Consider the following 23,737-nt stretch of genomic DNA (forward strand, 5'->3'; position numbering starts at 1 on the left):
GCCCTGGCCTCCTCAGGCTTCTGCCAGCGGGTTGGGGTGCGTGCCGTTCGGGTAGAGCGCGTGGCGCAGGGCGCGGTCGCCGTACCGGGTGACCACGATCCGGTCGCGGTTCAGCCCGTACCGGGGGATCTGCGGGGTGAGCAGGTCGTACTCGGCGAACCTGTCGGCCAGTTCGGGGAAGCGGTGCTGGAAGTCGAGGACCGTCTGGCGGACCATGCGCCAGAACGTCTTCTCCGGTACGCCGAGTTGTTCGGCGCAGAGCGGGGCGAGGTAGCGGAAGTGGCCGACGAACACCTGGTCCATGACGTGCTGCTTGATGACGGAGGGGTGCTTGCGGGGCAGGACGTGGTCGTGGCCGTCCGGCTCCGGTCCACGCTCGCGCACGTCGGTGAAGGACACGCACACGTCGTCGACGAAGTCCTTCAGGTACAGGCGGGCCGGGACGTCGTTCGCGTCGTAGCCGATCAGCGTGTTCTGGCCGTGCGGGTTGAAGGTGACTCCGTACCGGTAGAGCACGTGCAGGATCGGGACGAGCAGCGTGTCGAAGAGCCGGCGCAGCCATTCCTGCGGTTGAAGGCCGGAGGCGCGGACGAGTTCGGCCACGAACGCGTCGCCGGTGTGGTCGACGTGGAGCAGCGAGGCGAAGGTGCGGACCTTCTCGTCCGGGTCCTTGCGGGCGGTGACCGAGTCCCGCCAGATGCAGCCCAGGGTCTCCAGGTGCTGGTAGGGCGCGTCCTGAAGCTTGGACAGGTAGGGGTGGCGGACGGTGACGGAGGCGACCTCGCCGAGGAAGACGGTCCGGCACTCACGGCTGAGGAACGCGTCGCGCTCCACGAGTCCGCGCAGCCATTGGGTGACGACGGGGGCGCCCATGGTGCAGTGCGGCGGGATGCCGCGCCAGACCAGGGTGTTGAGGATCTTCAGCGGAAGTTTGACGTCGTACCGGTCGGGACTGGCGGCATTGGCCATGGTGCGGATGGACTGGCCCGGCAGGTACGTGTCCGTGCTGTCGCCCAGCGGTATGACGCGGCGCTGTGCCACGTCTGCCGCGTGCAGGATCTGGACGGCGTGGTCCCACTGCCAGGGGTGCACGGGCATCCACACGTAGCCCTGCGGGTCGACTCCGGCCGCCTCCAGGACCGCGGTGAAACGGGTCCGGGTCTCCTCGTCCAGCTCACGGGCCAGGATCTGCTGTTCCGACAGCTCCGAGGTGCCGCGGAACTCGGCGAGACCGCGGTGTACGGCCAGCCACCGGAGCCTGAGCGGGCGGGCCGACTCGGGGGCGTATTCCCGTACGTCGGTGGCCGAGAAGCCGATGCGGCCCTTGTTCGCGACGAGGAGGTTGTGCCCCGTCATCCGGCACTCCAGCTCGGTGTGGCCGAGGGTGCGCAGCTCGGCCACGGTCTCGCCGCCGTGCGTGATGCGCGCGGCGTCGACCGCGAGCGTGGCGGACAGCTCGGTGAAGTAGGTGGCGATCGTCGAGGCGTCGCTGCCGAGGGTCGATGCCGCTTCGAGCAGGAACTGCAGGGCGTCCCAGGCCGGTTCGGCCACCGCGTTGCCGAGCATGCTGGTGGCGGTGCGGGTGATCGAGCCCGCGTCGACCCGCAGCCACCCGAACGCACCGGGCGTGGCGCTGAACGCGTAGGTCGTACCGCTGTCGAGATCGACGCGGTAGCCGCCGTCTCCGGTCTCCTGGGCCTTGAGCATGTCCTCGAAACACCACTCGCCCAGCGCCTTGGCGAGGAGCCGGCGGTTGGCCTCCCGCCAGGCCTCGGGGGCCACTTCGGCGAGGGCGGGGACGGGATGGTCGGGGGGGATGGGCATCAAAGGGCTCCGTGGTCGCTGGATCGGCTCGCCCGGGCTAGGGGGACCCAGGCAGGGTCAGATTAGGTAAGCCTCACCTAACCAGCAAGCTCAACTTCCGGCCATCCGTGGCACGTGACATATCGTCAGTGAGTTAATTAGGTTAGGCTAACCAAACTCCCCCTTTCTTCAGGATCCTTCTTCGAGGTGATCAGCGGTGCCTGCCTGCCGTCGCACTCCCCGATGGACATTCGCCCTGGTCAGCGCCGGTGGCGTGGTCATGACCCTGGACGTCACCGTCGTCAACGTCGCCCTCTCGGACATCGCCCGGGACCTGGATGCCGGGCTCGGCCGGGTGCAGTGGACGGTGTCGGCGTACTCGCTGGCCTTCGGGGCGCTGCTGCTCACCGCGGGGGCGCTCTCCGACCGCGTGGGGCGGCGGACCGTGTTCGCCGCCGGAACGGCCCTGTTCACCCTCGCCTCGGCCGGATGCGGACTGGCCCCCGACGCCGGCACGCTCATCGCCGCCCGGGCCGCCCAAGGCCTGGGCGGCGCCCTGGTGTTCGCACCGACGCTCGCCCTGCTGGCGGCGGCGTACGAAGGCGTCCGCCGCCAGCGCGCGATCGCCGCGTTCGCGGCCGTCGCCTCCGCCGCGGGGGCGCTGGGGCCGGTGGTCGGCGGTCTGTTCGTGCAGACGCTCGGGTGGCGGTGGATCTTCCTCGTCAACGTCCCGATCGGGGTCCTGGTCGTGGCGGGCGCGCTGGCCCGCATGCCGCAGTCCGCCGCACCGCGGGAAACGCGTCGGCGTCTGGATCCGGTGGGAGCGGCCCTCGGTGTGGCCACGCTCCTGGCTCTGCACTATCCGCTGCTCACCGGCCCACAGGCGGGCTGGACGGCGCCGCAGGTACTCGGCTCCGCCTCGCTCGGCATCGTGCTCGCCGGGGCCCTGGTGGCCAGCCAGCGCGGTGGCGACGGGCTGATCGACATGGCCCTGCTGCGGATCCGCTCCTTCTCGGGGGCGGCCGTCCTGGGATTCCTCGCCAGGATGTCCAGTCTGGGCGTACTCGCCTTCACCACGCTCTGGCTGCGGAGCGCCCATGCCCTCTCCGCGCTCGAAGTCGGTCTGTACCTGCTACCGCTGACGGGCAGTCTGCTGGTGGCGGGCCTGTTCGTCGCGCGGCTGCAGACGGCCTTCGCTCCCGGACAGCTCGTCGCCGCTGGCTTCGCCCTCCAGGCGCTGGGACTCCTCGCCCTCGCCGCCGCCGCGGGAGCGGACACCGGGCCGGCCGCCACGGCCTGGGGACTGGTGCTGCTCGGCGCCGGCGGGGCGGTCATCTTCCCGCCGCTTATGGGGGTGGCCGTCGGAGCGGTGCCCGCCGATCGGGCCGGGATGGCCTCCGGGCTGACCAACGCCTGCTACCCGCTCGGCACCGCGGCCGGTGTCGCCGTCTTCGGGGCGCTGTTCTCGGCCCGTCTGGAGTCCGGGCTGGGGACCGGCCCGGGGTCCGGGCCGACGGCCGGTCCCGACGGCCTCGTACCGTCACGGGCGGCCGTGGAGACCGGGCGGTTCGAACTCCTCGAACCCGCCCTGCGGCCGCTCGCCCGGTCGGCCTTCTCCGGCGCCTTCACCGCCGTCTGCCTGGCCTCCGCTCTCGTCTGCGTGCTCGGTGTGCTCGCGGCGCGCACGCTCAGGACCGAGGCGCCCGGCCTCGGCTCGCCCGGGCGCCGCTCGTCCTCGGTCGCTCAGACCTCCTGACTCCGGCGCAGCAGCCACACCAGGTACGGGGCGCCCACCAGTGCGGTGACGATGCCGACGGGAATCTCGGTCGGTGCGAGCAGCCAGCGCCCGAGGGCGTCCGAGGAAACGACCAGAACGGCTCCCAGGACCGCCGCCATCGGCACCATCCGCGCCGTGCTGTTGCCGACGATGCGCCGGGCCAGGTGCGGGGCGACCAGCCCGACGAAGCCCACCGCGCCCACCGCCGCGGCCGTGCCTGAGGCCAGCACGGCGCCCGCGCCCAGCACGAGCAGCCGGGCCCGACCCAGGTCCAGGCCCAGCGCGCGCGGCAGTTCGTCACCGAGGGCGAGCAGGTTCACCGGCCTCGCCGCGATCACCAGCAGCATCGCGGCAAGCGCCGGCAGGGCGAGCCAGCCGAGGGCGGTGAAGTCACGGGCGTACGTACTGCCGGCGAGCCAGCCGAGCGCGGCCGAGATGTTCATCTGCGCACCGACCACCATGATGTTGACCAGGGCCATCGAGGTGGCGGCGGCGCCGAGCCCGACCAGGACCACCCGGGTCGGGTCCAGGCCGGCGCGTCCTCCCTCCTTGCTCCCCCGGGCCGCGAGGAGCACGACGGCGAGCATCAGCACACCCCCGATTCCCGCGGCGGCGGGCAGGGCGGCCGCCGGCGCCGAGGGCACGACGAGGATGACCAGGACGGCGCCGAGGGAGGCCCCGCCGGTCACGCCGACGAGCCCGGGCTCCGCGAGGGGGTTGCGTACGACCGCCTGCACGGCCGCGCCCGCCACGGCCAGGCAGGCGCCGGCCAGGGCGGCCACCAGGATGCGCGGCAGCCGGTACGAGACCACCGCCTCGGTGACCTGCCCGGCCGACCCGGCCAGCGCCGAGCCGAGCTCGCTCCAGCCGATCTCGACGTCCCCGACCCGTAGGGACAGCGCCATCGCGACCCCGAGCGCGAGGAGCCCGCTCCCGATCGCCACGGTGTAGGCGGGGGTCCGGCGGCCGCCCGAGACCGTGACGGCGGCTCCGGTGTCGGCGTCACCGGTGCTCACCCGGCGCGCGAGCAGCATGAAGACCGGGCCTCCGATCAGCGCGGTCACCACGCCGACCGGGATCTCCGAGGTGTAGACGGCGGACGGAGGCACGGCCAGTTGCGCGGCCGCGTCCGCCACGAGCAGCACCGTGGCGGCCAGCACCGCCGCCATCGGGATGAGCAGGGCGTGCCTCCGGACGCCCAACTGCCGCACCATGACGGGCGCGATGAGTCCGACGAAACCGATCGGTCCGGCCAGCGACACCGCGGACGCGGACAGCAGTACCGCGATGAGGAAGGCGGCGGGACGGATGCGCTCCACGCGCACGCCCATCGCCTCGGCCGTCTCGTCGCCCAGCGCCAGCAGGTCCAGCGGGCGCGCCAGCAGCGGCGCTGTCAACGCGCCCAGGGCGACGACGGCGCCGAGCGTCAGCGGCCGCGCGAGCCCGGACTGCATCAGGGTGCCGTTGCCCCAGAAGAACAGCCCTCGGGTCGCCTGGAGGTCGAGCATCTGCAGGAACTCGGCGGCCGCCGTGCCGGCGAGTGCGACGGTCGCCCCGGCGAGCAGGACCCGTCCCGGCGTGAGCACGCCCCTGCTGCTGAGCAGGTAGACCAGGGCGATCGCGAGGAGGCCGCCGAGGAAGGCGGCGGCTCCGGCGGGCAGCGGGCCCAGGCTCACCCCGGTGAACGCCACCAGCACCACGGCGAAGTAGGCACCGGCGTTGACGCCCAGGGTGTCGGGAGCGGCCAGCGGATTGCGGGTCGCGCCCTGGACGAGGACCCCGGAGACACCGAGCGCGACACCGACGACCAGGCCGGTCAGCGTGCGCGGCAGGCGGCTGCCGACCAGGACGTCCCGGGTGTGGGGCTCGCCGTGGCCGGCGAGCAGGTCCACGATGTCGCCGATGCCCACGCCGGAGGCCCCCAGACCGAGGTGGACGACGGTGACCAGGCACAGGACGAGCGACAGCGCGCAGCCCACGAGCACGACACGTGGGCTGCGGCCGGGCGCGGTTGCGGGGGCGGGCGGACGGGCAGGGCGCAACTGACGGGCGGGGGCGGTCATCAGACCTTCAGAGCCTTGCCGGTCTCGTCGAGGATGTGCAGCGCCGACAGCGGGCCGCCGAACAGCCAGGTCCCGGGGTCGAGCGGCAGGACCTTGTCGTTCTTCACGAACTCCAGCCCCTTCCATACCGCGTTGCCCGCGAGGTCGCCGGTGAACGGGTTGTCCTTCTGACTGGCGACGTACAGGAAGGTGGCGTCCTGCTCGACCTTGGTCAGGCCCTCGACGCCGACGGTGGTCATGCCCCACGCGTCGGGCTCGCCCTTCCAGCCGTTCTTCAGCCCCGCGAGGCCCAGCACCTGGGGCGCGATCGCGTCGTCGGTGAGCATGCGGATCGAGGCGGTGCCGTTGGCCGTGAAGCCCTGCGCGGCGGCGTACTTGAGGCCGCTCTTGCCCGCCTTGTCCAGCCGCCCCTTGAGGTCGGCGGCCTTGGTGTCGATCTGCCGGGTGACCTCGGCCGCCTTGTCCTCCTTGCCCAACGCCTTGGCCAGCTCGGTGAAGTTCTTCTTCATCGTGTCGAGCTGGGGCTTGGTCGTGTACTTGAACGACACGACCGGGGCGATGCCCTGGAGGGCCTTCAGGTTCGCCTTCGACCGGTCGTCGTCGATCACGATGAGATCGGGCTGGAGCGCCCTGATCTTCTCCAGGCTGGGCTCGTTGCGGCTGCCGACGTCGGTCACGGATTCCGCGAGGGCGGCGCCCTTCGCGGTGATCCAGGTGCCGTAGCCCTTGTTGTCCGCGTTGCCCACCGGGGTGACGCCGAGGGCGACCAGTTCCTCGGTGTACGTCCACTCCAGCGTCACCACCTTCGTCGCGGGCTTGTCCAGGGCCAACCGGCCCTGCGCCGTGTCGACCGTGATCTTGCCGACCGCCGGCTTGTCCGCGGCGGGCTTGCCGCCCGCCGCGTCACCGGCCGTACCGGAACCGCAGCCGGCGGCCGACAGCATGAGCGCCGCGGCCGTACCGCTCGTCGCGAGGGCGCGCAGGATCCTCTGCATGGTGGAACTCTCCTTGTGTGCGGGTTCAGGACGTGGCGGCGGGCTCGACGCCGGAATCGGCTTCGGCTTCGGCTTCGACATCTGCGTCGGAGCGCTGCGGGAAGCAGGCGAGGTATCCCGTCCGCGGGTCACGGACGACGGCGACCCGCAGGCCGAAGGCCTGGTGGATGACGTCCGGGGTCAGCACGTCCTCCGGCGCCCCGGACGCGGCGACCGCGCCGTCCGCGACGACGACCACCTCGTCCGCGTAAGCCGCCGCCTGCATCAGGTCGTGCAGCACCACCCCGCAGGCGATGCCGTGTTCCCGGGCCAGTCGCCGCACCACGTCGAGCACCTCGAACTGGTGGCGCATGTCGAGGTAGGTGGTGGGCTCGTCCAACAGCAGGACCCCCGCGCGCTGCGCCAGCACCATGGCCAGCCAGGCCCGTTGGCGCTCACCGCCCGACAGCTCGTCGAGCCGGCGGTCCATCAGCGGGGCCGCGTCGGTGACGTCGAGCGCCCACTCGATGGATTCGGTGTCCTCGCCGGTGTGCCGGGCGAGCGCGCCGCGATGGGCGTACCGGCCGTGGCGTACGAGCTCGCGTACCGTCACCCCGGCCGGAGCGTGCGAGGTCTGCGGGAGGAACGCCAGGCGCTGGGACAGCGTGCGCCGGGCGAGCCGGCGAAGGGGTTCACCGTCGATGCGCACTTCGCCGCCGAGCGGCGGCAGGAGACCGGCCACCGTGCGCAACAGGGTCGACTTGCCACAGCCGTTGGGGCCGACCAGTACGGTGATCGCACCGGCCCGCAGCGACAGGCTCACCTGTTTCAGGACCGGGCGACCCGCGTGCCCGACGTCCAGATCGTCCGCCACCAGACGGACGTCACCTAAGGACACCACTTGCCTCCCGATCGCCGATCCGACCGCGTCACCATACAACTTAGGTAAGGCACACCTAAAATGAATGGTCCGGGCTCGGACGCCTTGTGATCAGGTCGAGATCTCACGCACCACCACGCGCCCCCTCACCGCTCTCACGCCCCCTTGCGCGGGCGTCAACGATGCGTCAGGACTCGGCCAGTCGCCGTATGGGGCGCGTTACGGGGTGGCCACCCGCGCGCGGATACGGGGATAACTTCGAGGTTGCGTCCCGGACCGCCTCCCCGCGCCCGGGGCACCAGTCACCATTCGTGGTTCCTCAGGGAGGGCCCCATGTGTTTGTTCCCGTACGACGACGACCCCGAGCCTGAAGAACGGACCCCGGCCGGGCCTCTGTACGTGCCCGCCCGGCCCGGAGGAGCGCACCTGGTGGTGCGGCTGTTCCGCACCCCGCTGGGAACGCGTACCGCCGTCGGCTTCACGAGCCCGGACCGGCTCGCCGCCGCGCTCGGCACGGAGCAGCCCTGGATACGGCTCTCGGAAGCCGCGCTCCGGGCGATGGCCGAACCGCTCGGAGTGCACCTGCTGACCGTCGACCCGGCCCTCACCGCTCCCCCGGTCGCCGCGTCGGCGGCCACCGTCCCGGTCGGCGTACCGGTCCCACAGGTTCCGCAGGTCCCGCTGGTCCCTCCGGCACCCGAGACCACGGCCAGGACGGCCTGAAGGGATCGCGCATGACCATCGCCGTCCTCTCCGAGATGCCGTCCGGCGCCGGTGAACTGTCCGTCTGGCCCGCGTCCACGACCCCGCTCCCGCACGGCGGCCTGGCCGTCGGCGGAGTCCCCCTCACCGAGATCGCCGACCGGTTCGACACACCGGCCTACGTACTGGACGAAGGCGAGGTGCGCGAACGCTGCCGGTCCTACCGGGACGCCTTCCCCGACGCCGACGTGCTCTACGCCGCCAAGGCGTTCCTGTCCCGAGCCATGGTGCGCTGGGTCCAGGAAGAAGGGCTGGGCCTGGACGTGTGCTCGGCCGGGGAACTGGAGCTCGCCGTCACCGCCGGCTTCCCTCCCGAGCGCATCGTGCTGCACGGCAACGCCAAATCGCCCCGCGACCTGGAGGCGGCGCTGCGCCTCGGCGTGGGGCGGATCGTCATCGACAGTCCGTCCGAGATCGCCAGGATCGCGGCCGCCGTCGGCCCCGACGGGCGTCAGAAGGTCATGGTGCGGGTCGTACCGGGGGTCTCGGCCGGCGGCCACGACAAGATCCGCACCGGTACGGACGATCAGAAGTTCGGCCTCTCGCTCACCGACGGGGGCGCGCAGCACGCCGTCAAGCGGATCCTCGGCCAGCCGCAGCTCGAACTGACAGGCCTGCACTGCCACATCGGCTCACAGATCACCGAGGTGAAGCCCTACCTGGTGGCCCTGCGGCGGATGGTGGGGCTGATGGCGCGCATCCGCGACACGTACGGGATCTCCCTGCCCGAGCTGGACATGGGCGGCGGCCACGGCATCGCCTACCGGCCGGGTGAGCCCGTCCTCGACATCACCGCGCTCGCCAGAAGGCTGCGTACCGAGCTCGCCAGGGGCTGCGCCGCCGCAGGACTTGCCGTTCCCCGGCTCGCCATCGAGCCGGGGCGGGCCGTGGCCGGTCCGGCCGCAGTCGCGCTGTACCGGGTCCTCGCCGTCAAGCACACCGGCGAGCGGGTGTTCGTCGCCGTCGACGGCGGGATGAGCGACAACCCGCGGCCCGCGCTGTACGGGGTGCGCTACGCGCCCCGCCTGATCGGCCGGGCCGGGGCGGGCGCCCCGTGCACGGCCACCGTCGTGGGCCGGCACTGCGAGGCCGGCGACATCCTCGCCGCCGACGTCGAACTGCCGGAAGACGTCCGCCCCGGCGATCTGCTCGCCGTACCGGTGGCGGGGGCCTACCAGCTGTCGATGGCATCCGGCTACAACCTCGTGGGCCGCCCGGCGGTCATCGCGGTCCACGAGGGCGCGGCCCGGCTCCTCGTGCGGCGCGAGACGCTGGAGGACTTCCGCAGCCGGGACATCGGCGACTGAGGCAGCGTCCGCGGCGGGATCCGTGACCCCGCCGCGGACGTGCGGACGTGCGTGCACCGGGCGCGGTCCGGCTCGGGCCCGCGGATCCCTCGCCCACGGTCCTCAGCGGCCGAGGAACCCCTCCACGAGCGCCGCGAGGGCCTCGGGGCTCTCCTCGGGCGCGTAGTGGCCCGCGTCCGGGAGCACTTCGAGCTCGGCCTTGGGGTACCACCGCAGCCAGGTGGCCCGCATGGCCTCGGGTCCCAGCGCCGGGTCGTTCGCACCGGCGACGAGGAGGACGGGGACGGGGTTGTCCTTCACGTGCTCGTGGAAGTCGTCACGGGACCAGGAGTCCAGATAGGCGCGGAAAGCCGTCGCCGACGAGTTCCCCACCGAGCGGCCCACCATGGCGTCCAGCCAGGCGTCGTCGTGCTTTCCGCCCGTGGTGTTGTCGATGATCGCCCTGCGGTTGCCGGGGTTCCTCGCCGCACCGGCGAACAGCTCCCACACTTCCCCTTCGAGCGGGAAGCCGGACGCGGGCACGGGCGAGACGGCGACGATCGAGCGGACGCGCGCCGGGGCCTCCAGAAGCATCAGCTGGGCCGCCTTGGCGCCCATGGAGTGGCCGATGACGGAGAAGGTGTCCCAGCCCAGGTGGTCGGCCACGGCGAGGGCGTCCTCGGCCACCTCCTCCATGGTGAAGGTTCCCTCGATGTCGATGGCCTCCCCGTATCCCCGGCAGTCCAGGAAGGCGTAGCCGAACGCGTCGCCGTCCAGGTACTCGCGCATCGGGTCGAAGCTCGACCGGTCACCGAACCAGTTGTGGAGTACGAGCGCGCGCCGGGATCCGCTGCCCTGCACCTCGTGCGGAATTACCTGTCCAGTCACAACGTCCCCTGCTCATGAGGTGGTCGCCCGGTCCGGAGGCCGGAGGTCACGGGTAATCGAGTCTGGCGACGTCCGGCGGGTCCGGTCAACCGCACCACGCGAACTACCCGGCCCTGTAACGCACGTCGGACACGCCTGTCGGTTATGTTTTCCATAAATTCGCGGATTTGTTGCAGAATCGATACAACTCAACCCATGTCGAAGGTGAATTACGGGCGGCATCGGAGAAAACTGGTCGGCCGTTACCGGCCAGGAACTACGTCACCGAAAGCAGGACTTCGACGTATTCGACCGACCCTCATCTGCACCCCGAACGCGGAGGTATCTCGATGTCCGTCTCAAGGACCGGCTCCCGTAAGGCCCGACAGGCTCAGCACGCTGTTCGCCGCGCCGCAAGATTCCCTCTCCCCCGGGCTTTCCTGCTCCTCTTCCTCCTGACCCTCGGCGCATCGGCCGGCCCCGCCTCGCCCGCCGACGCGGCCGCGCCGTACGGGGTCAGGGCATTGGCCGTGGCCGCTTCCAAAGAGGGTGCACCTTATGCCCGCGGCGCCACCGGACCCAAACGGTTCGACTGTTCGGGCCTGATGCTCTATTCCTTCAGGAAAGCGGGCAGACGGCTTCCGCGCACCGCGGACCAGCAGTACGAGGACACCTCGCACATTTCCCGGCGAAACCGCACGCCCGGCGATCTGGTGTTCTTCCCCAGAGGCTCGACCATGGAACACGTGGGCATTTACGCCGGCGACAACAAGATCTGGCACGCCCCCCGCCCGGGCACCCGCGTACGGCTCGAACGGATCTGGAGCCGCAACGTCCGATACGGCCGGGCCTCTTGACCTCGTAAACGATGTGGACGCGGCCCGGGCCGCGTCCACATACGGCCTCGTCCCGCCCCGGCCACGAGCGCCGGGACGGGACGAGTGGGGATCAGGAACCTCAGGTGTTGACGCAGATGTTGCCACCGGCCGGGTTCAGCGCACCGATCACGTTCACGCTGTTACCGCAGACGTTGATCGGGATGTGAATCGGAATCTGGATCACGTTGCCCGACAGGATGCCGGGCGAGCCCACCGCGACCCCGTGAGCCTCGGCGTCCGCCGAGGCCGAGGACGCACCGCCGAGGACCGCCAGACCGACCGCCAGGGCAAGGCCCGCACTCTTCCACACACGCATCACGCGTACATCTCCTCGCAACTGCCAGCGGCACCGCGGTGCCGCACAACCCCGGCTGGGGCCGACACAACTTCTTCGGCAGCCGGGGGCCCCACCGACTGGCTCCGGCCGCCTGGTTCCCTCGAAGGAGTGCTCTTCCCCCCTCTGATCGGCCGTACCGAACCCCTCCACGGCCCGGGCGCGGCACGGCAGCGCCGGCCGCCCGCCCGTGGTTCGCCCGCGGTTCGGGCAGCGCGGCCGTCCCGTATCGCAGGACAAGGCCGCCGCGCCGCCCTTAGCCTGATGGCCGAGTCCCAACTCCCTTCATTTCAGGGAGCATCCGGCGCGAGAGGCCAGGCCAGACATGAGCTCCATCCCCGACCGGTACACACGTGAGCTGCACAAGAAATACAAGTACCTCGCCTGCTGGCTCCCCTCCACCCCCCTCGCGCTGGGCGATGTCGGCCTCATCTCGCAGCACAGGTTCAGAAAGGTCACCACGCTCGACGAGCTGGGCATCCCGTTCACCAAGGACGCCGAGAGCAAGATCGTCGATCTCGACTACTCCTCGGCCGACTGTGTCGCGGTGACCGCCGGCACCCGCGTCGACGACCCCGCGGCCGATGTCATGACCAATCTGTCCATCACCTTCGACCGTGGCGGAGCCACGCTCTTCCAGGCATCGGGCTGCGTACAGGAGACCATCGGGAACCTGCTCGCACTCCAGGAGGCGCTTCGCGAGCGGTACGCGAACAAGACGTGGCGCACCGAGTACGTCGTCGTGACCGAGGTCGTGCGCACCGGCCCCACCGCCATCCTGGTCTCCGAGCAGCACGGCGCCCAGATGAACCTCCGGGTCCGCGCGGGCAGCCTGGGCGGACCACTGGCGGTCGTCGGCGCCCTCGGGAACTACTCGGTCACCGCCAAGTCCGGGATCGCTGCCAGCGTGCTCGCCCCGGACGGCGCCACCCCGCTGTTCCAGGCCGTACAGCTGCGCAGGAGGCTGGTGGGCCCGCCGGAGCTCGTCTTCCGTTCCGACGAGGACGACGACGAGGACGAGGAGGAATACGAGGGGGATCACGAGGGCGAGGCGGGCCTCCACGAAGGTCCCGACGAGCCCGTGGAACTGGAGCTCGCGCCCCTCAGCTGGACCGACTGCGTCCCCGCGCAGTCCGGCCCGCTCGAAGACCGAACCGCCCCATGACCGCGCAGACGCTCCAGGACGGCGCATCATCCTCCGCCCGCCGGACGCCCGCTCTGACCAGGTGCGTCGAGGTCGCGCAGGCTCTGGCCGACGGCGAGGGGAACCCGGTCGGGCTCATGCACCTGCTGGCGGCGTCGATGTGCTCGGGCGACCCCTCCACGCGGTCCCGGCTCGTGATGAAGTCCCTGGCCGTGCACCACTTCCTCACCGAGGAGGCGACCGACGCGGTCGCCGCCGCGGAGGCCGGCATGAACGACCGGACCCGGGCGGTGCCCTTCTCCCCCGCCGCGTCGGCCGCGCTCGGCAGGCTGGCGTACTGGACGGGGCGGACCGGGGACGGCTCCGCCGACACTGCCCATCTCCTGCTCGTCTGCCTGGAGGCCCGCGCGGACGACGAGGACCTGCGCCGGTTCGTCCGCGGGACGGGGCTGACCGAACGGGCCGTGTTGCGCAGCGCCATGACGGAACGCCACCGGGTCTGCGCCCAGGACCGGCAGCCGTCCGACCGGGGGCCGATCCTTTCACCCGGCCGCCCGGACCGCCCCGCGGCGTACTCCTTCGAGACCCGGGAGCGGCGGCGGGGCAAGCGGACGGCGCGGAGCATCGGCATGCGCTCCGAGAACAGCGGAGTCGCACACATCAGCTCACGGGTGCATGCCCATCTCATCCGTCTGCACATCCGGGTGCGGCTCTGGGGCCAGTTGGTGATCCTGTGCACGCTGGCCGCCACGGCCTGGGCCGCCCTCACGGTGACCGCATGGTCGGCGCTCTGGCTCGCGAGCCAGCTGGCCCGGCGGCAGTACTTCTCGCCCGGGGTCCGGCTGGCCGTTGACCTCGCCCTCCTCATGGCGACGGCGGTTCTCGGCATCCCCTGGTGGCTGGCCCTGCTCGCCCTGGCGAACCGGGTGTTCGACCTGCTCGACGGCCGGCTCCTGCTGCTCCTGGTCAAGAGCGACATGGCCGACCCGGCTCTCACCGAGAAGGACATCAGAGCCGACCGCCGGGAGGACCGCCGGGCGGCCACCTTCTACCGGGTGCTGAAGCTGACGGGGAGGCTGGCTCCAGAGTGAACATCTCGGTTTTCGATCCGTTCGGCCCGGCCGCCGAGGACGGGCTGCGCGACTGGCTCGCACAGCGCAACCGGCTCGACCACGACGAAGCGATCATCGACGACGCGATACCCCTGTCGGGGCTGTTCTCGAAGGGGCTCCGTCCATGGACCCTGGTCGGGCTGCTCCCCCGCCTCGCCGTGTCCTGGCGCCTGGCCCGGGCCGGCCGGTCGGGGAGGACCCGCATCGGCTTGTACGAGTGCGATCTGTTCGCTGCTCTCGAACGCACCCTGTGGTGGAAGGTCCTCGCCGTCCGCTCGGCCGTCGTGGTGCTGACGGTGACGGCGTGTCTGCTGCTGTCCGCTCCCGGCTGGGCCGCGGTCTGCTTCCCGGTGACGGCGTGGGCCCTGACCGGCTGGTGCAGGCCCCTGGCCGGCGCTTCACTCGCCGCCGTCCTCTTCTGGGCCGCCTGGACCGGCCCTGCCCTGCTGATCGCCGCCCTGCCCGCCGCCGCGCTCGTCGCCCTCGTACGGCTGTACCTGTCGATGCTGCGGCTCGGGATCACGTCCCAGGCACCCTCCGACAGCCCCGTACGGTTCCTGGGCCGGTTCTTCCTGCTGCGCGCCATGTGGGACGGTACGGCGGCCCGTGTGGTCCTCGCCGTGGACAAGGCGACCCATGACGACCGGGCCCGGACCGAGTGGTTCCTCGGGGACGGCGGCGAACCGCTGCCGGGCCGGGTCGGGCCGGTCGGGCCGGTCCTCGTGCAGTGCCGGGCCCTGGCCGCCGTCGCCCGGCTCGAATTCCAGTCGGCCATGGTGCTGTCGCAGGAAGCCCGCACCCTCGCGGCGGCCGCGCCGCCCGGGATCCGCGGCTGGTGCGCGCTGCAGGCCGGGGACGTCCTCCTGGCCGCGGGTCAGCCCGCAGCCGCGGAAGCACGCTGGCGGGAGGCCGTCCAGTTGCTGGGGCCCGACCGGCGGGCCCGCTACTGGGCCGCCGAAGCCGAACTGCGCATGACCGAGGCCCTGACCGCGGACCCGCGGGACTCCGCCCGGTGCGTCGAAGGCCTCCGGCTCATGTGCCGGACCCGCCGTGCGGCGATGCGCGCCGGGGACCTGGCCCTGCTGGCCCGGACGGAGCTGCTGGTCCTGCGCCTGATGCACGACGCGGGCAACACGGTCGGCGTGGTGGAACAGCTGATGGGCCAGCACGAGCAGAAGGAGGGCCTGGCCGATCTGGGCGCCTCCGTCGGGGACCACGCCGCACAGGTGCTGATGCTGGTCACCCTGTACCTGGACGTCATCGAGAATCCGCAGGACCACCCCGGAACCGACCTCGTCGACGAGGACGGACGGCACGAGCGCTACGTCTACGCCGCCGGGCTCATGGACAACGTGCTGCGCCACCTGAGCCGGTCGCGGATGCCGCTGCTGGAGTCCCAGGCATACGCCGCGCTCGCCCGCATCCAACGCGCCGTCGGGATGTACGAGGAAGCGCTGGGCAACGCCCTGGAGAGCCTGGGTGCCGTCCAGCGCGTCCGCTACCAACTGCCCACCACCCAGTGGCGGGCGCGCTGGGTCGCCTCCCACGCCTCCACCTACGCCCTCGCGCTGGACCTCGCGGCGGCCGATCCGGCCCTGGTCGGCGAACTGTTGGAGATCATCCGCGCACAGTCCGTACCCGTCGAGTCGGACGAACGGGGCGCCCGTCTGCGCGCGGTGCTCGACACGCTGGTCTCCAGCACGGGCCTGCCGCCCGCACCCGCACCCGGCCCCGGCCCCGGCCCCGGCGGCGCGGACGGGAAGGCGGCGCCGTCGGGTCCGCAGTCCTCCGACCCGCTGCTGACCGACCGGACCATCCTGGTGCGCCGCGCCTCCTGGGTCGGCGGTGAGGAGCCCGCGGCCGTCGATCTCGACGGCGAGATCGAGACGATGTTTCCGGGCGGGTGGTACTGGAGTTACGCACGGGTCGGGGAGTGGATCTATCACGCGGTCCGCAGCCCGTCGGGCGAGTGGCACGCCCAGCGCGCCGCGCACGCGGAATTCGCCGGTCCCTACGAGGACCTGGTCCGGCACCTGCCCGTCCGGCTGCCGGGAGCGCCCTCGCAGAGGAAGCGGCTGCGAGGCAGCGCCCTGACGCTCGCGGGCGCCGACGACCCGGTGGCGGGAGAATCCCTGACCGCGGGCCAGGTGTGGTCGCGGATCTTCGACGGGCTCGGCGCCGTGATGCTCCCCAAGGTGCTCCGCGAAGCCCTGCGCACGGCCCCGGCGCCGGTCCCGCTGGTGCTGGCGCCCACGGGCGCGCTGGCCCTCGTACCGGTCTGTGCGCTGACGCTCACGCCGCAGCGACTGGTCCTGGACGCGGCGCAGGTGTCCTACCTGCCCTCGATCGCCCTGTTGTCGCAGCGGCGGCGGCTCACCGTGCGGGACGCGGCGCTCGCGCCTCCCGCACGGGACGACGCGGCGGCCCCGAGGGGCGGCGAGGCGCCCGCGGCCCTGGCCGTCCTGGGGCCGGACCTGCCCCCGCACCATCCCGAACAGGAGCTGCGGAACGCCGTGGCCACCGTCCCCGAGGACAGCGAGGTGGTCGTCGGTCCCGTGAGCAAGGCCGAATTCGCCTCGCTCCTCGCCCGGGAGGGCACGGACGGGGCCGTCCTCTACCTCGCCGGCCACGTGGCCGGCCCCACCCGGACCGATCCGGGCGGCTCCGGCTTCAAGTTCAGCGACGGCCCCCTGGGGCTGCACGACCTGTACCGGACCGATGACGCGGGGGCGCCCCTCTACCGGATGCCCCGCCGTGTGCTGCTCGCCGCCTGCGCGAGCCTCGGCGTGTACGGGCAGCCGGACAGCGGGTACGCCCCGTCCCTCCTGGACGTACCCGAGTGGCTCGGGCTGGGCGCCGCGGTCGTCCACGGCGGCGCCGAGGACGTGTACTGCACCCTGTTCAAGCTCCCGGATTCCCCGACCGCGCAGCGGATCGACCTCAGCCTCGTCGAGGCCCTGCGCCACCGTGCCGAACCCGCGGCGGCGCTGCGCGCCGTGCAGCGCGCGGAGCTGCGGCGGTGGCGCGACGGCCGCGGCTCGCTCCCGCTGGCCTTCCTCGCCTACGCGTACGTGGGACTCGGCGAGGGACCGGGCAGGAAACCGGCCGCCACTCCCTCGGCCCGTCCGGATTCCCGGCGGCGCGGGCGCTCCGAGAAGCCCTGGGAGCCGCAGCGGCCTGCGGTGAGTTCGCGGGCCGCCGCTCCGGGCGGTCCGGCCGTCCCGCCCCGGCCGCCCTCCCGCGTCGTGCACGAGCCGTTCATGATGATGGCCCGGCACGGCCCGGACGAAGAGGAGTTGGCGGACGTCCGGCACACCCGGTTCCATCCGGACGGCCGGATCAGGTTCACCTCGTTCGACGGTGAGGTACGCGGTCCCGTTCCGGTCCGCGGGGCGTGGTGGACGAAGGAGACGCTCGACCTCGCCAACTTCCGCTCCGCTTCGGAGACCGAGTGGCGGCTCTTCGGGCTGAGTCTGTACGTGACCGGCGCACGGCTGGTGCTGGTCGCGGACGAGCCGGATGCCGAAGGCCGCAGACTCGCGGGCCACATCCGCTATCCGTGGGCCAACTCGGTCGGATTCCGGCCCAAGCAGAGTTTCCTCAACGACTGCGAGGTGGTGGTGGAGATCCAGCAGGACGGCCCGGACGGGAACGACACCTACTACCGGCTCACCCTCCTCTTCGAACGGGACACGGACAGCGGGGAGTTGGCACGGCACCTGGTCCGCCGGCTGGCGGCGCACCACCTCGACCGCGGAATGCTCCCCGACTCCGTACGCCCGGAGTTCGAGGCCCTGCGCGACGCCCCGTCGCTGCCGCCGCCCAGGAAGGGCGAGCACGCGGTGTACCGGCCCGCGGCCTTCAAGCGCTACCCCTACGGCGTCGAGTACCTGCTCGGACGCCCCGTGGAGGACGTCTGGCTCGGCCCCGGCCTGGCCCCGCCCCCGGAAGGGGAGCCGAGATGACCGGTCAGGGTACGTCGGAATCCGAACGGACCTGACCGGCGCTCGGCGGGACGTCGACGAACGCGGCCGGGATGGGTGCGCCGTCGCCCGTTGGCCCAGTCGGGGACGGTTTCGGCGCGGCTGCGCCGACGTCCGGAACGGCACGGCGGCGGCGGGTGACGCTCTGACCGACGCGAACCACGGCTCGGCGGAGGTCTGTGCATGCCCGGTGCTCCCCGTGGCGGGCCGGCCGCCTACCTCGTCGCGGCGGTCGCGGGCTGCCTCGTCGGGCTGGTCGGCGCGAGCTTCCGCTGGTGCCTCGTACGGGTCCAGGAACTGCACGGTTCACTGCTGAGCGCCTCGGAACGCCTCGCCGGGCCCGGCTGGCTGGTTCCGGTCCTCACCACGGCGGCGGGCGCCACCGTCGCCTGCGCGCTGGCCCGGCCGGTCCCGCTGGCCGCCGGCAGCGGCATCCAGGACGTCGAGGCCGTGTGGCGCGGCGAGCGGCAGCCGCGGCCCTTCCTCTGGCTCCTGCCCGTCAAGTTCGTGGGCGGCGTGATCGCCATGGGCTCGGGCCTGGTGCTCGGCCGGGAAGGCCCGACGGTGCACATGGGTGCGGCGATCGGGGCGGAGGCGGGGCGGCGCGCGAGGATGAGCCCGCGGGACGTCACGCTGCTGCACACCTCGCTCGCCGGCGCCGGGCTCGCGGTGGCCTTCACCGCGCCCCTCAGCGGGGTGGTGTTCGTCTGCGAGGAAGTGACCAAGGTGGTCCGGACGCGTGTGGTCCTGCTCACGCTCATCGGGACCGCCACGGCCGTCGGATGCTCCGAGCTCATCGTGGGCGACCGGCCCGTCTTCCGGGTCCCGGCCGCCTTGGCCGGCCCACCGCTCGCACTGCTGCCCGCCGTCCTCCTGTTCGGCGCGGCCACGGCGGTCCTGGGCGTGGCCTACAGCCGGCTCATCGTCGGGTTCATGGACCTCGCCGATCGCGTCACCCGGGTCGGACCGGTGGCCCGGGCGGCTCTGATCGGGGCCGTCGTGGGCCTCCTGCTCGGCATCGACCCGCTGCTGGCCGGCGGCGGGGACGAGCTGAGCGGGCGCCTGCTGGCCGGCGACATGCCCGTGGGCACCGTCCTCGCGGGGTATCTCGCGGTGCGGTTCCTGGCGGGCCCGCTCAGCTACTCGGCCGGCACACCGGGCGGGCTGTTCGCTCCCCTGCTGGCGCTGGGGGCCCTGTGGGGGGCTCTCGTGCACGGCCTCGCGCTGCCCCTCCTCCCGGGCGACGGTTCCGGCGCCGTGCCCTTCGCGATCGTCGGCATGGCCGCCTTGTTCACCGCGGTCGTCCGCGCGCCCGTCACGGGCATCACGCTCGTCGTCGAGATGACGGGGACCACCTCGCTGCTCGTGCCGCTGCTCGCCGCCTGCTTCGCCGCGACGCTGACCGCCGACCGGATGGGGAGCCCGCCGATCTACGACAGCCTGCGCCTGCGCATGGCGAAGTCGCCCTGAGGTCCACGGGGTCCCGCCATGCCCGGCACGGCCCACGGGTCCGCGTGACTCCAGTCACTTCGAGTGGGGGATGGGACATGACTTCCGGGTCGGGGGGCATGCGCGGTGATTGCCAGATCGCCGCGGGTTCGCCGCGGTGGCGAAACCGGAGGTACTGCGCGTCGTGTCGGAGCAAAAGACGATCTACACAGCCGGGACTTGGCGGTCCGCGGCCTCGGGAGCCACCAGGGAAGTCCTGGACCCCGTGGACGCCACCGTCCTCGCCGTGGTCGCGGAGGGCGCCACCGCCGACACCGACGCGGCGGTCGGCGCCGCACGGGCCGCCTTCGACGGCGGGCACTGGCCGGGCACCCCGGTCGCGGAGCGCGCGGCATTGCTGCGCCGCACGGCCGACCTGCTCCAGCGCGACCGTGAGCGCATCGGTCTCCTGGAGAGCCGGGACGCGGGCAAGACGCTCGAAGAGGGCCGCGCGGACGTGGACTGCGTCAGCGACGCCTTCCGCTACTTCGCCGACCTCGTCACCGAGGAGAGCGCGGGCCGGGTCGTGGACGCCGGATCCCCCGACATCCACAGCGTCGTCGCGCACGAGCCGGTCGGGGTGTGCGCCCTGATCACCCCGTGGAACTACCCCTTGCTCCAGGCCAGCTGGAAGATCGCCCCGGCCCTGGCCGCGGGCAACACCTTCGTGATCAAGCCGAGCGAGCTCACCCCGCTGACCACGGTGGTCCTCATCGAGCTGCTGGCCGAGGCGGGACTGCCCGCCGGAGTCGCCAATCTGGTGACGGGGGCGGGCGATCCGGTCGGCGCCCGCCTCGCCGCCCATCCCGACGTCGACCTGGTCTCCTTCACCGGCGGACTGACCAGCGGTACGAAGGTCATGCGCGCGGCGGCGGACACCGTCAAGAAGGTCGCCCTCGAACTCGGCGGCAAGAACCCCAACGTCGTCTTCGCCGACGCCTGCGCCACCGAGGACGGCTTCGACACCGCCGTCGACCAGGCCCTCAACGCCGCCTTCATGCACAGCGGCCAGGTGTGCTCGGCCGGCTCGCGTCTGATCGTCGAGGACTCGCTGCGCGACCGCTTCGTCGCCGAACTCGCCCGCCGCGCCGAGAAGATCCGCCTCGGCCGCGGCACCGATCCGGGCATCGAATGCGGCCCGCTGGTCTCCGCCGCACAGCTGGCGCGGACCGAGTCGTACGTCGCCTCCGCGCTCGCCGAGGGCGCCGTACTGCGCGCCGGGGGCGAACGACCGGAGGGCCCCGGCTACTTCTACCGGCCCACCGTCCTCGACCGCTGTCACCGCGAGATGCGCGTCGTGCGCGAGGAGGTCTTCGGACCGGTCCTGACCGTGGAGACCTTCCGCACCGAGGAGCAGGCCGTCGCGCTCGCCAACGACACCGAGTACGGCCTCGCCGGCGCCGTCTGGTCGGCGGACCGGGACCGCGCCCGCCGGGTGGCCGGCCGGCTGCGCCACGGCACCGTCTGGATCAACGACTTCCACCCCTACCTGCCGCAGGCCGAGTGGGGCGGCTTCGGGAAGTCCGGCATCGGCCGCGAACTCGGCCCGTCGGGCCTGGCCGAGTACCGGGAGACCAAGCACGTGTACGAAAACCTCGCTCCGCGCCCCGTGCGCTGGTTCGCGGGCTGACGGGGGGCAGGAGAGGCATGACCACGAACACCACGCACCACGACAACCACAGCGACGGCCCCGGCCGGGGCCACGGCCGGGAATTCGACTACGTCATCGTCGGAGGCGGCACCGCCGGCTCGGTGATCGCCTCCCGACTGACCGAGGACCCCGACGTCACCGTCGCCGTCATCGAGGGCGGACCGAGCGACGTCGACCGCCCCGACGTGCTCACCCTGCGCCGCTGGATGGGCCTGCTCGGCGGTGAGCTCGACTACGACTACCCCACCACCGAGCAGCCGCGCGGCAACTCGCACATCCGGCACAGCCGGGCCCGCGTCCTGGGCGGCTGCTCCTCGCACAACACCCTGATCGCCTTCAAGCCGCTCCCCTCCGACTGGGACGAATGGTCGCGGGCGGGCGCCGAGGGCTGGCACGCGGCCGCCATGGACCCGTACTTCGAGCGGCTCCTCAACAACGTCGTTCCGGTCGGCGAGGCGGACCGGAACGCCATCGCCCGCGACTTCGTGGACGCGGCGCAGGGCGCGCTGGGAGTGCCCCTCGTCGAGGGCTTCAACCGCAAGCCCTTCCACGAGGGCGTCGGATTCTTCGACCTTGCCTACCACCCCGAGGACAACAAGCGCTCGTCGGCCTCGGTCGCCTACCTCCACCCGGTCATGGACGACCGGCCCAACCTGACGATCCTGCTGGAGACCTGGGCGTACCGCCTGGAGCTGGACGGCACCCGGGCGCGCGGGGTCCACGTCCGTGCCCCGGACGGCACGGAGTCCTTGATCCGCGCCCGTCGCGAGGTGCTGGTGTGCGCGGGCGCCGTGGACACGCCTCGCCTGCTGCTGCACTCCGGCATAGGCCCCGCCGCCGATCTGGAGGCACTCGGCATCCCCGTCCTCCACGACCTGCCGGGAGTCGGCGAGAACCTCCTCGACCACCCGGAGTCCGTGATCGTCTGGGAGACGGACGGTCCGATCCCCGAGAACTCGGCGATGGACAGCGACGCGGGACTGTTCGTCCGGCGCGACCCGGACTCCCCCGGGCCCGACCTGATGTTCCACTTCTACCAGATCCCGTTCACCGACAACCCGGAACGCCTCGGCTACGAACGCCCGGCGCACGGCGTCTCGTTGACTCCCAACATCCCCAAGCCGCGCAGCCGCGGGCGCCTCTACCTCACGAGCGCGGATCCCGAGGTCAAGCCCGCCCTCGACTTCCGCTACTTCACGGACGAGGACGACTACGACGCCCGGACGCTGGTGGACGGCATCAAGCTGGCCCGGGAGATCGCCGCGGCCGAGCCGCTGGCCGGATGGCTGAAGCGCGAGGTGTGCCCGGGCCCGGAGATCACCGATGACGAGGCGCTGAGCGCGTACGCCCGCTCGGTGGCGCACACCGTCTACCACCCGGCCGGCACCTGCAAGATGGGCGCCGCCGACGATGAAAGGGCTGTTGTGGGACCTGACTTGAAGGTGCGGGGCCTCGACGGCATTCGCATCGCGGACGCCTCCGTCTTCCCGACGATGCCCGCCGTGAACCCGATGATCGGAGTGCTGATGGTCGGCGAGAAGGCCGCCGAGCTGCTGGGCGGTGAGGTCCGGTGACCGCGGTCCATACCGGCCCCGCCGCCCCGGGTGCGGGCGGCGGCCCCGACACCGACGCCGCTCCCGTCTTCTCCATCCAGGGCCTGTGGAAGGTCTTCGGCCCGCCGCGCAAGGCCGCCCGCGTGCCGGGCTCCGAGCACGCCGCGCTGCCGGCCGCCGAACTGCGGGAGCGGACCGGCTGCACCGCCGCCGTCCGTGACGTCACCTTCGACGTCCGCAAGGGGGAGGTCTTCGTCGTCATGGGCCTGTCCGGCTCGGGCAAGTCCACCCTGGTGCGCTGCCTGACCCGGCTGATCGAGCCCACGGCCGGGTCCCTCGCCATCGACGGCGAGGACGTCCTCGCCATGGACCCGGCCCGGCTGCGCGAACTGCGCCGCCACCGCGCCGCCATGGTCTTCCAGCACTTCGGACTGCTGCCGCACCGCACCGTCCTGGACAACGTTGCCTACGGCCTGGAGATCCAGGGCGTGAGCCGGTCCGACCGGCGCGCAAAGGCCGCCGAGATGATCACCAAGGTCGGTCTCGAAGGCCTTGAGGACCGCCGTCCCGGCCAGCTGTCCGGCGGTCAGCAGCAGCGGGTCGGTCTCGCGCGCGCCCTGGCCGCCGATCCCGAAGTGCTGCTGTTCGACGAGCCGTTCAGTGCGCTCGATCCGCTGATCCGCCGCGAGATGCAGGACGAGGTGGCCCGGCTCCACCACGAGGAGGGCCGCACGATGGTCTTCATCACCCATGACCTGTCCGAGGCGCTGCGCCTCGGCGACCGGATCGCGCTGATGCGCGACGGGCGGATCGTGCAGCTCGGCACTCCCGAGGAGATCGTGGGCTCACCCGCCGACGACTACGTGCGGGACTTCGTCCGCGACGTGCCGCGCGAGCAGGTGCTCACCGTACGCAGTGCGATGCGCCCCGCGACGGCCGGCGAGGCCGGCGAGGGCCCCGCGCTCGCCCCCGCCACCACGGTGGCGGAAGCCATCGAGGCGGTCGCCCGCAGCGGCGGTCCGGCGCGGATCGTCGACGACGGCCGGTGCCTGGGTGTCGTCGACGACGCGGGGCTGCTCGCCGTGGTCGCCGGGCTGCCGGCCGCGACCGGGCGGGGGGTGGCGGCATGACGCACCGTGCCGGCTCAGTCGTCCCCGTCCACGGCACCGGGAGGTGGTGCGG

17 protein-coding genes are annotated in these 23,737 nt (G+C 72.4%); 11 read left to right on the forward strand and 6 right to left on the reverse strand.

Annotated elements, in window-relative coordinates:
- Positions 1-12: 12 nt before the first annotated feature.
- Complete coding sequence (locus tag ACFYOB_RS03415) at positions 13-1,824, reverse strand: IucA/IucC family protein (protein WP_388553792.1); 1,812 nt, start codon at positions 1,822-1,824, stop codon at positions 13-15.
- A 253-nt stretch (positions 1,825-2,077) separates the two neighbouring features.
- On the opposite strand from ACFYOB_RS03415, the gene ACFYOB_RS03420 reads away from it, so the two are divergent.
- The gene (locus tag ACFYOB_RS03420; protein WP_388554045.1) at positions 2,078-3,559 is read left to right on the forward strand and encodes an MFS transporter; all 1,482 of its coding nucleotides are present in this window, start codon (positions 2,078-2,080) and stop codon (positions 3,557-3,559) included.
- Here ACFYOB_RS03420 and ACFYOB_RS03425 read toward each other — a convergent pair.
- The 3 genes from ACFYOB_RS03425 to ACFYOB_RS03435 form a co-directional block, all read right to left on the reverse strand.
- On the reverse strand, positions 3,547-5,565 hold the full coding sequence (locus ACFYOB_RS03425) for an iron ABC transporter permease (protein ID WP_388553794.1): 2,019 nt from the start codon (positions 5,563-5,565) through the stop codon (positions 3,547-3,549). The two genes, ACFYOB_RS03420 and ACFYOB_RS03425, sit on opposite strands and share 13 nt — an antisense overlap.
- A 77-nt stretch (positions 5,566-5,642) precedes the next feature.
- On the reverse strand, positions 5,643-6,638 hold the full coding sequence (locus ACFYOB_RS03430) for an ABC transporter substrate-binding protein (protein WP_388553797.1): 996 nt from the start codon (positions 6,636-6,638) through the stop codon (positions 5,643-5,645).
- Between the two features lie 25 nt (positions 6,639-6,663).
- Positions 6,664-7,515, reverse strand: coding sequence for an ABC transporter ATP-binding protein (locus tag ACFYOB_RS03435; protein WP_388553800.1), 852 nt, complete (start codon positions 7,513-7,515; stop codon positions 6,664-6,666).
- A gap of 315 nt (positions 7,516-7,830) precedes the next feature.
- On the opposite strand from ACFYOB_RS03435, the gene ACFYOB_RS03440 reads away from it, so the two are divergent.
- Both ACFYOB_RS03440 and lysA read left to right on the forward strand, forming a co-directional pair.
- Positions 7,831-8,220: an SAV_915 family protein gene (locus ACFYOB_RS03440; RefSeq protein WP_388553803.1), complete on the forward strand. Its 390-nt coding sequence runs from the start codon at positions 7,831-7,833 to the stop codon at positions 8,218-8,220.
- 11 nt (positions 8,221-8,231) lie between these two features.
- Positions 8,232-9,566, forward strand: a complete 1,335-nt coding sequence (gene lysA / locus ACFYOB_RS03445) for a diaminopimelate decarboxylase (RefSeq protein WP_388553805.1) — start codon at positions 8,232-8,234, stop codon at positions 9,564-9,566.
- Positions 9,567-9,668: 102 nt separating this feature from the next.
- Here lysA and ACFYOB_RS03450 read toward each other — a convergent pair whose 3' ends face one another.
- Positions 9,669-10,433, reverse strand: coding sequence for an alpha/beta fold hydrolase (locus ACFYOB_RS03450; protein ID WP_388553808.1), 765 nt, complete (start codon positions 10,431-10,433; stop codon positions 9,669-9,671).
- A gap of 329 nt (positions 10,434-10,762) precedes the next feature.
- Here ACFYOB_RS03450 and ACFYOB_RS03455 point away from each other — a divergent pair, with 329 nt between their 5' ends.
- Positions 10,763-11,269 carry a C40 family peptidase gene (locus tag ACFYOB_RS03455; RefSeq protein WP_388554047.1) on the forward strand — a complete coding sequence of 169 codons (507 nt, stop codon included), beginning with the start codon at positions 10,763-10,765 and terminating at the stop codon, positions 11,267-11,269.
- 100 nt (positions 11,270-11,369) lie between these two features.
- On the opposite strand, the gene ACFYOB_RS03460 is transcribed toward ACFYOB_RS03455, so the two are convergent.
- A complete protein-coding gene (locus ACFYOB_RS03460) occupies positions 11,370-11,606 on the reverse strand; it encodes a chaplin (RefSeq protein WP_388553811.1) in 237 nt (78 codons plus the stop codon).
- Positions 11,607-11,949: 343 nt separating this feature from the next.
- Between ACFYOB_RS03460 and ACFYOB_RS03465 the strand changes: the two genes are divergently transcribed.
- The 7 genes from ACFYOB_RS03465 (at position 11,950) to ACFYOB_RS03495 (ending at position 23,685) form a co-directional block, all read left to right on the forward strand.
- The gene (locus ACFYOB_RS03465) at positions 11,950-12,789 is read left to right on the forward strand and encodes a hypothetical protein (RefSeq protein WP_388553813.1); all 840 of its coding nucleotides are present in this window, start codon (positions 11,950-11,952) and stop codon (positions 12,787-12,789) included.
- Positions 12,786-13,859 carry a hypothetical protein gene (locus ACFYOB_RS03470; RefSeq protein ID WP_388553816.1) on the forward strand — a complete coding sequence of 358 codons (1,074 nt, stop codon included), beginning with the start codon at positions 12,786-12,788 and terminating at the stop codon, positions 13,857-13,859. Before ACFYOB_RS03465 ends, ACFYOB_RS03470 begins: the two co-directional genes overlap by 4 nt.
- The gene (locus tag ACFYOB_RS03475; protein ID WP_388553818.1) at positions 13,856-17,845 is read left to right on the forward strand and encodes a CHAT domain-containing protein; all 3,990 of its coding nucleotides are present in this window, start codon (positions 13,856-13,858) and stop codon (positions 17,843-17,845) included. Before ACFYOB_RS03470 ends, ACFYOB_RS03475 begins: the two co-directional genes overlap by 4 nt.
- A 201-nt stretch (positions 17,846-18,046) precedes the next feature.
- On the forward strand, positions 18,047-19,333 hold the full coding sequence (locus ACFYOB_RS03480; protein ID WP_388553821.1) for a ClC family H(+)/Cl(-) exchange transporter: 1,287 nt from the start codon (positions 18,047-18,049) through the stop codon (positions 19,331-19,333).
- Positions 19,334-19,496: 163 nt separating this feature from the next.
- Positions 19,497-20,981, forward strand: coding sequence for an aldehyde dehydrogenase family protein (locus ACFYOB_RS03485; protein ID WP_388553824.1), 1,485 nt, complete (start codon positions 19,497-19,499; stop codon positions 20,979-20,981).
- Between the two features lie 17 nt (positions 20,982-20,998).
- Complete coding sequence (locus ACFYOB_RS03490; protein ID WP_388553827.1) at positions 20,999-22,576, forward strand: GMC family oxidoreductase; 1,578 nt, start codon at positions 20,999-21,001, stop codon at positions 22,574-22,576.
- Positions 22,573-23,685: a glycine betaine/L-proline ABC transporter ATP-binding protein gene (locus tag ACFYOB_RS03495; protein WP_388553830.1), complete on the forward strand. Its 1,113-nt coding sequence runs from the start codon at positions 22,573-22,575 to the stop codon at positions 23,683-23,685. The genes ACFYOB_RS03490 and ACFYOB_RS03495 overlap by 4 nt, the downstream gene beginning before the upstream one ends.
- The last annotated feature ends 52 nt before the right edge of the window (positions 23,686-23,737 follow it).

It is taken from the genome of Streptomyces sp. NPDC006463, assembly GCF_042870715.1.
Lineage (GTDB): Bacteria > Actinomycetota > Actinomycetes > Streptomycetales > Streptomycetaceae > Streptomyces.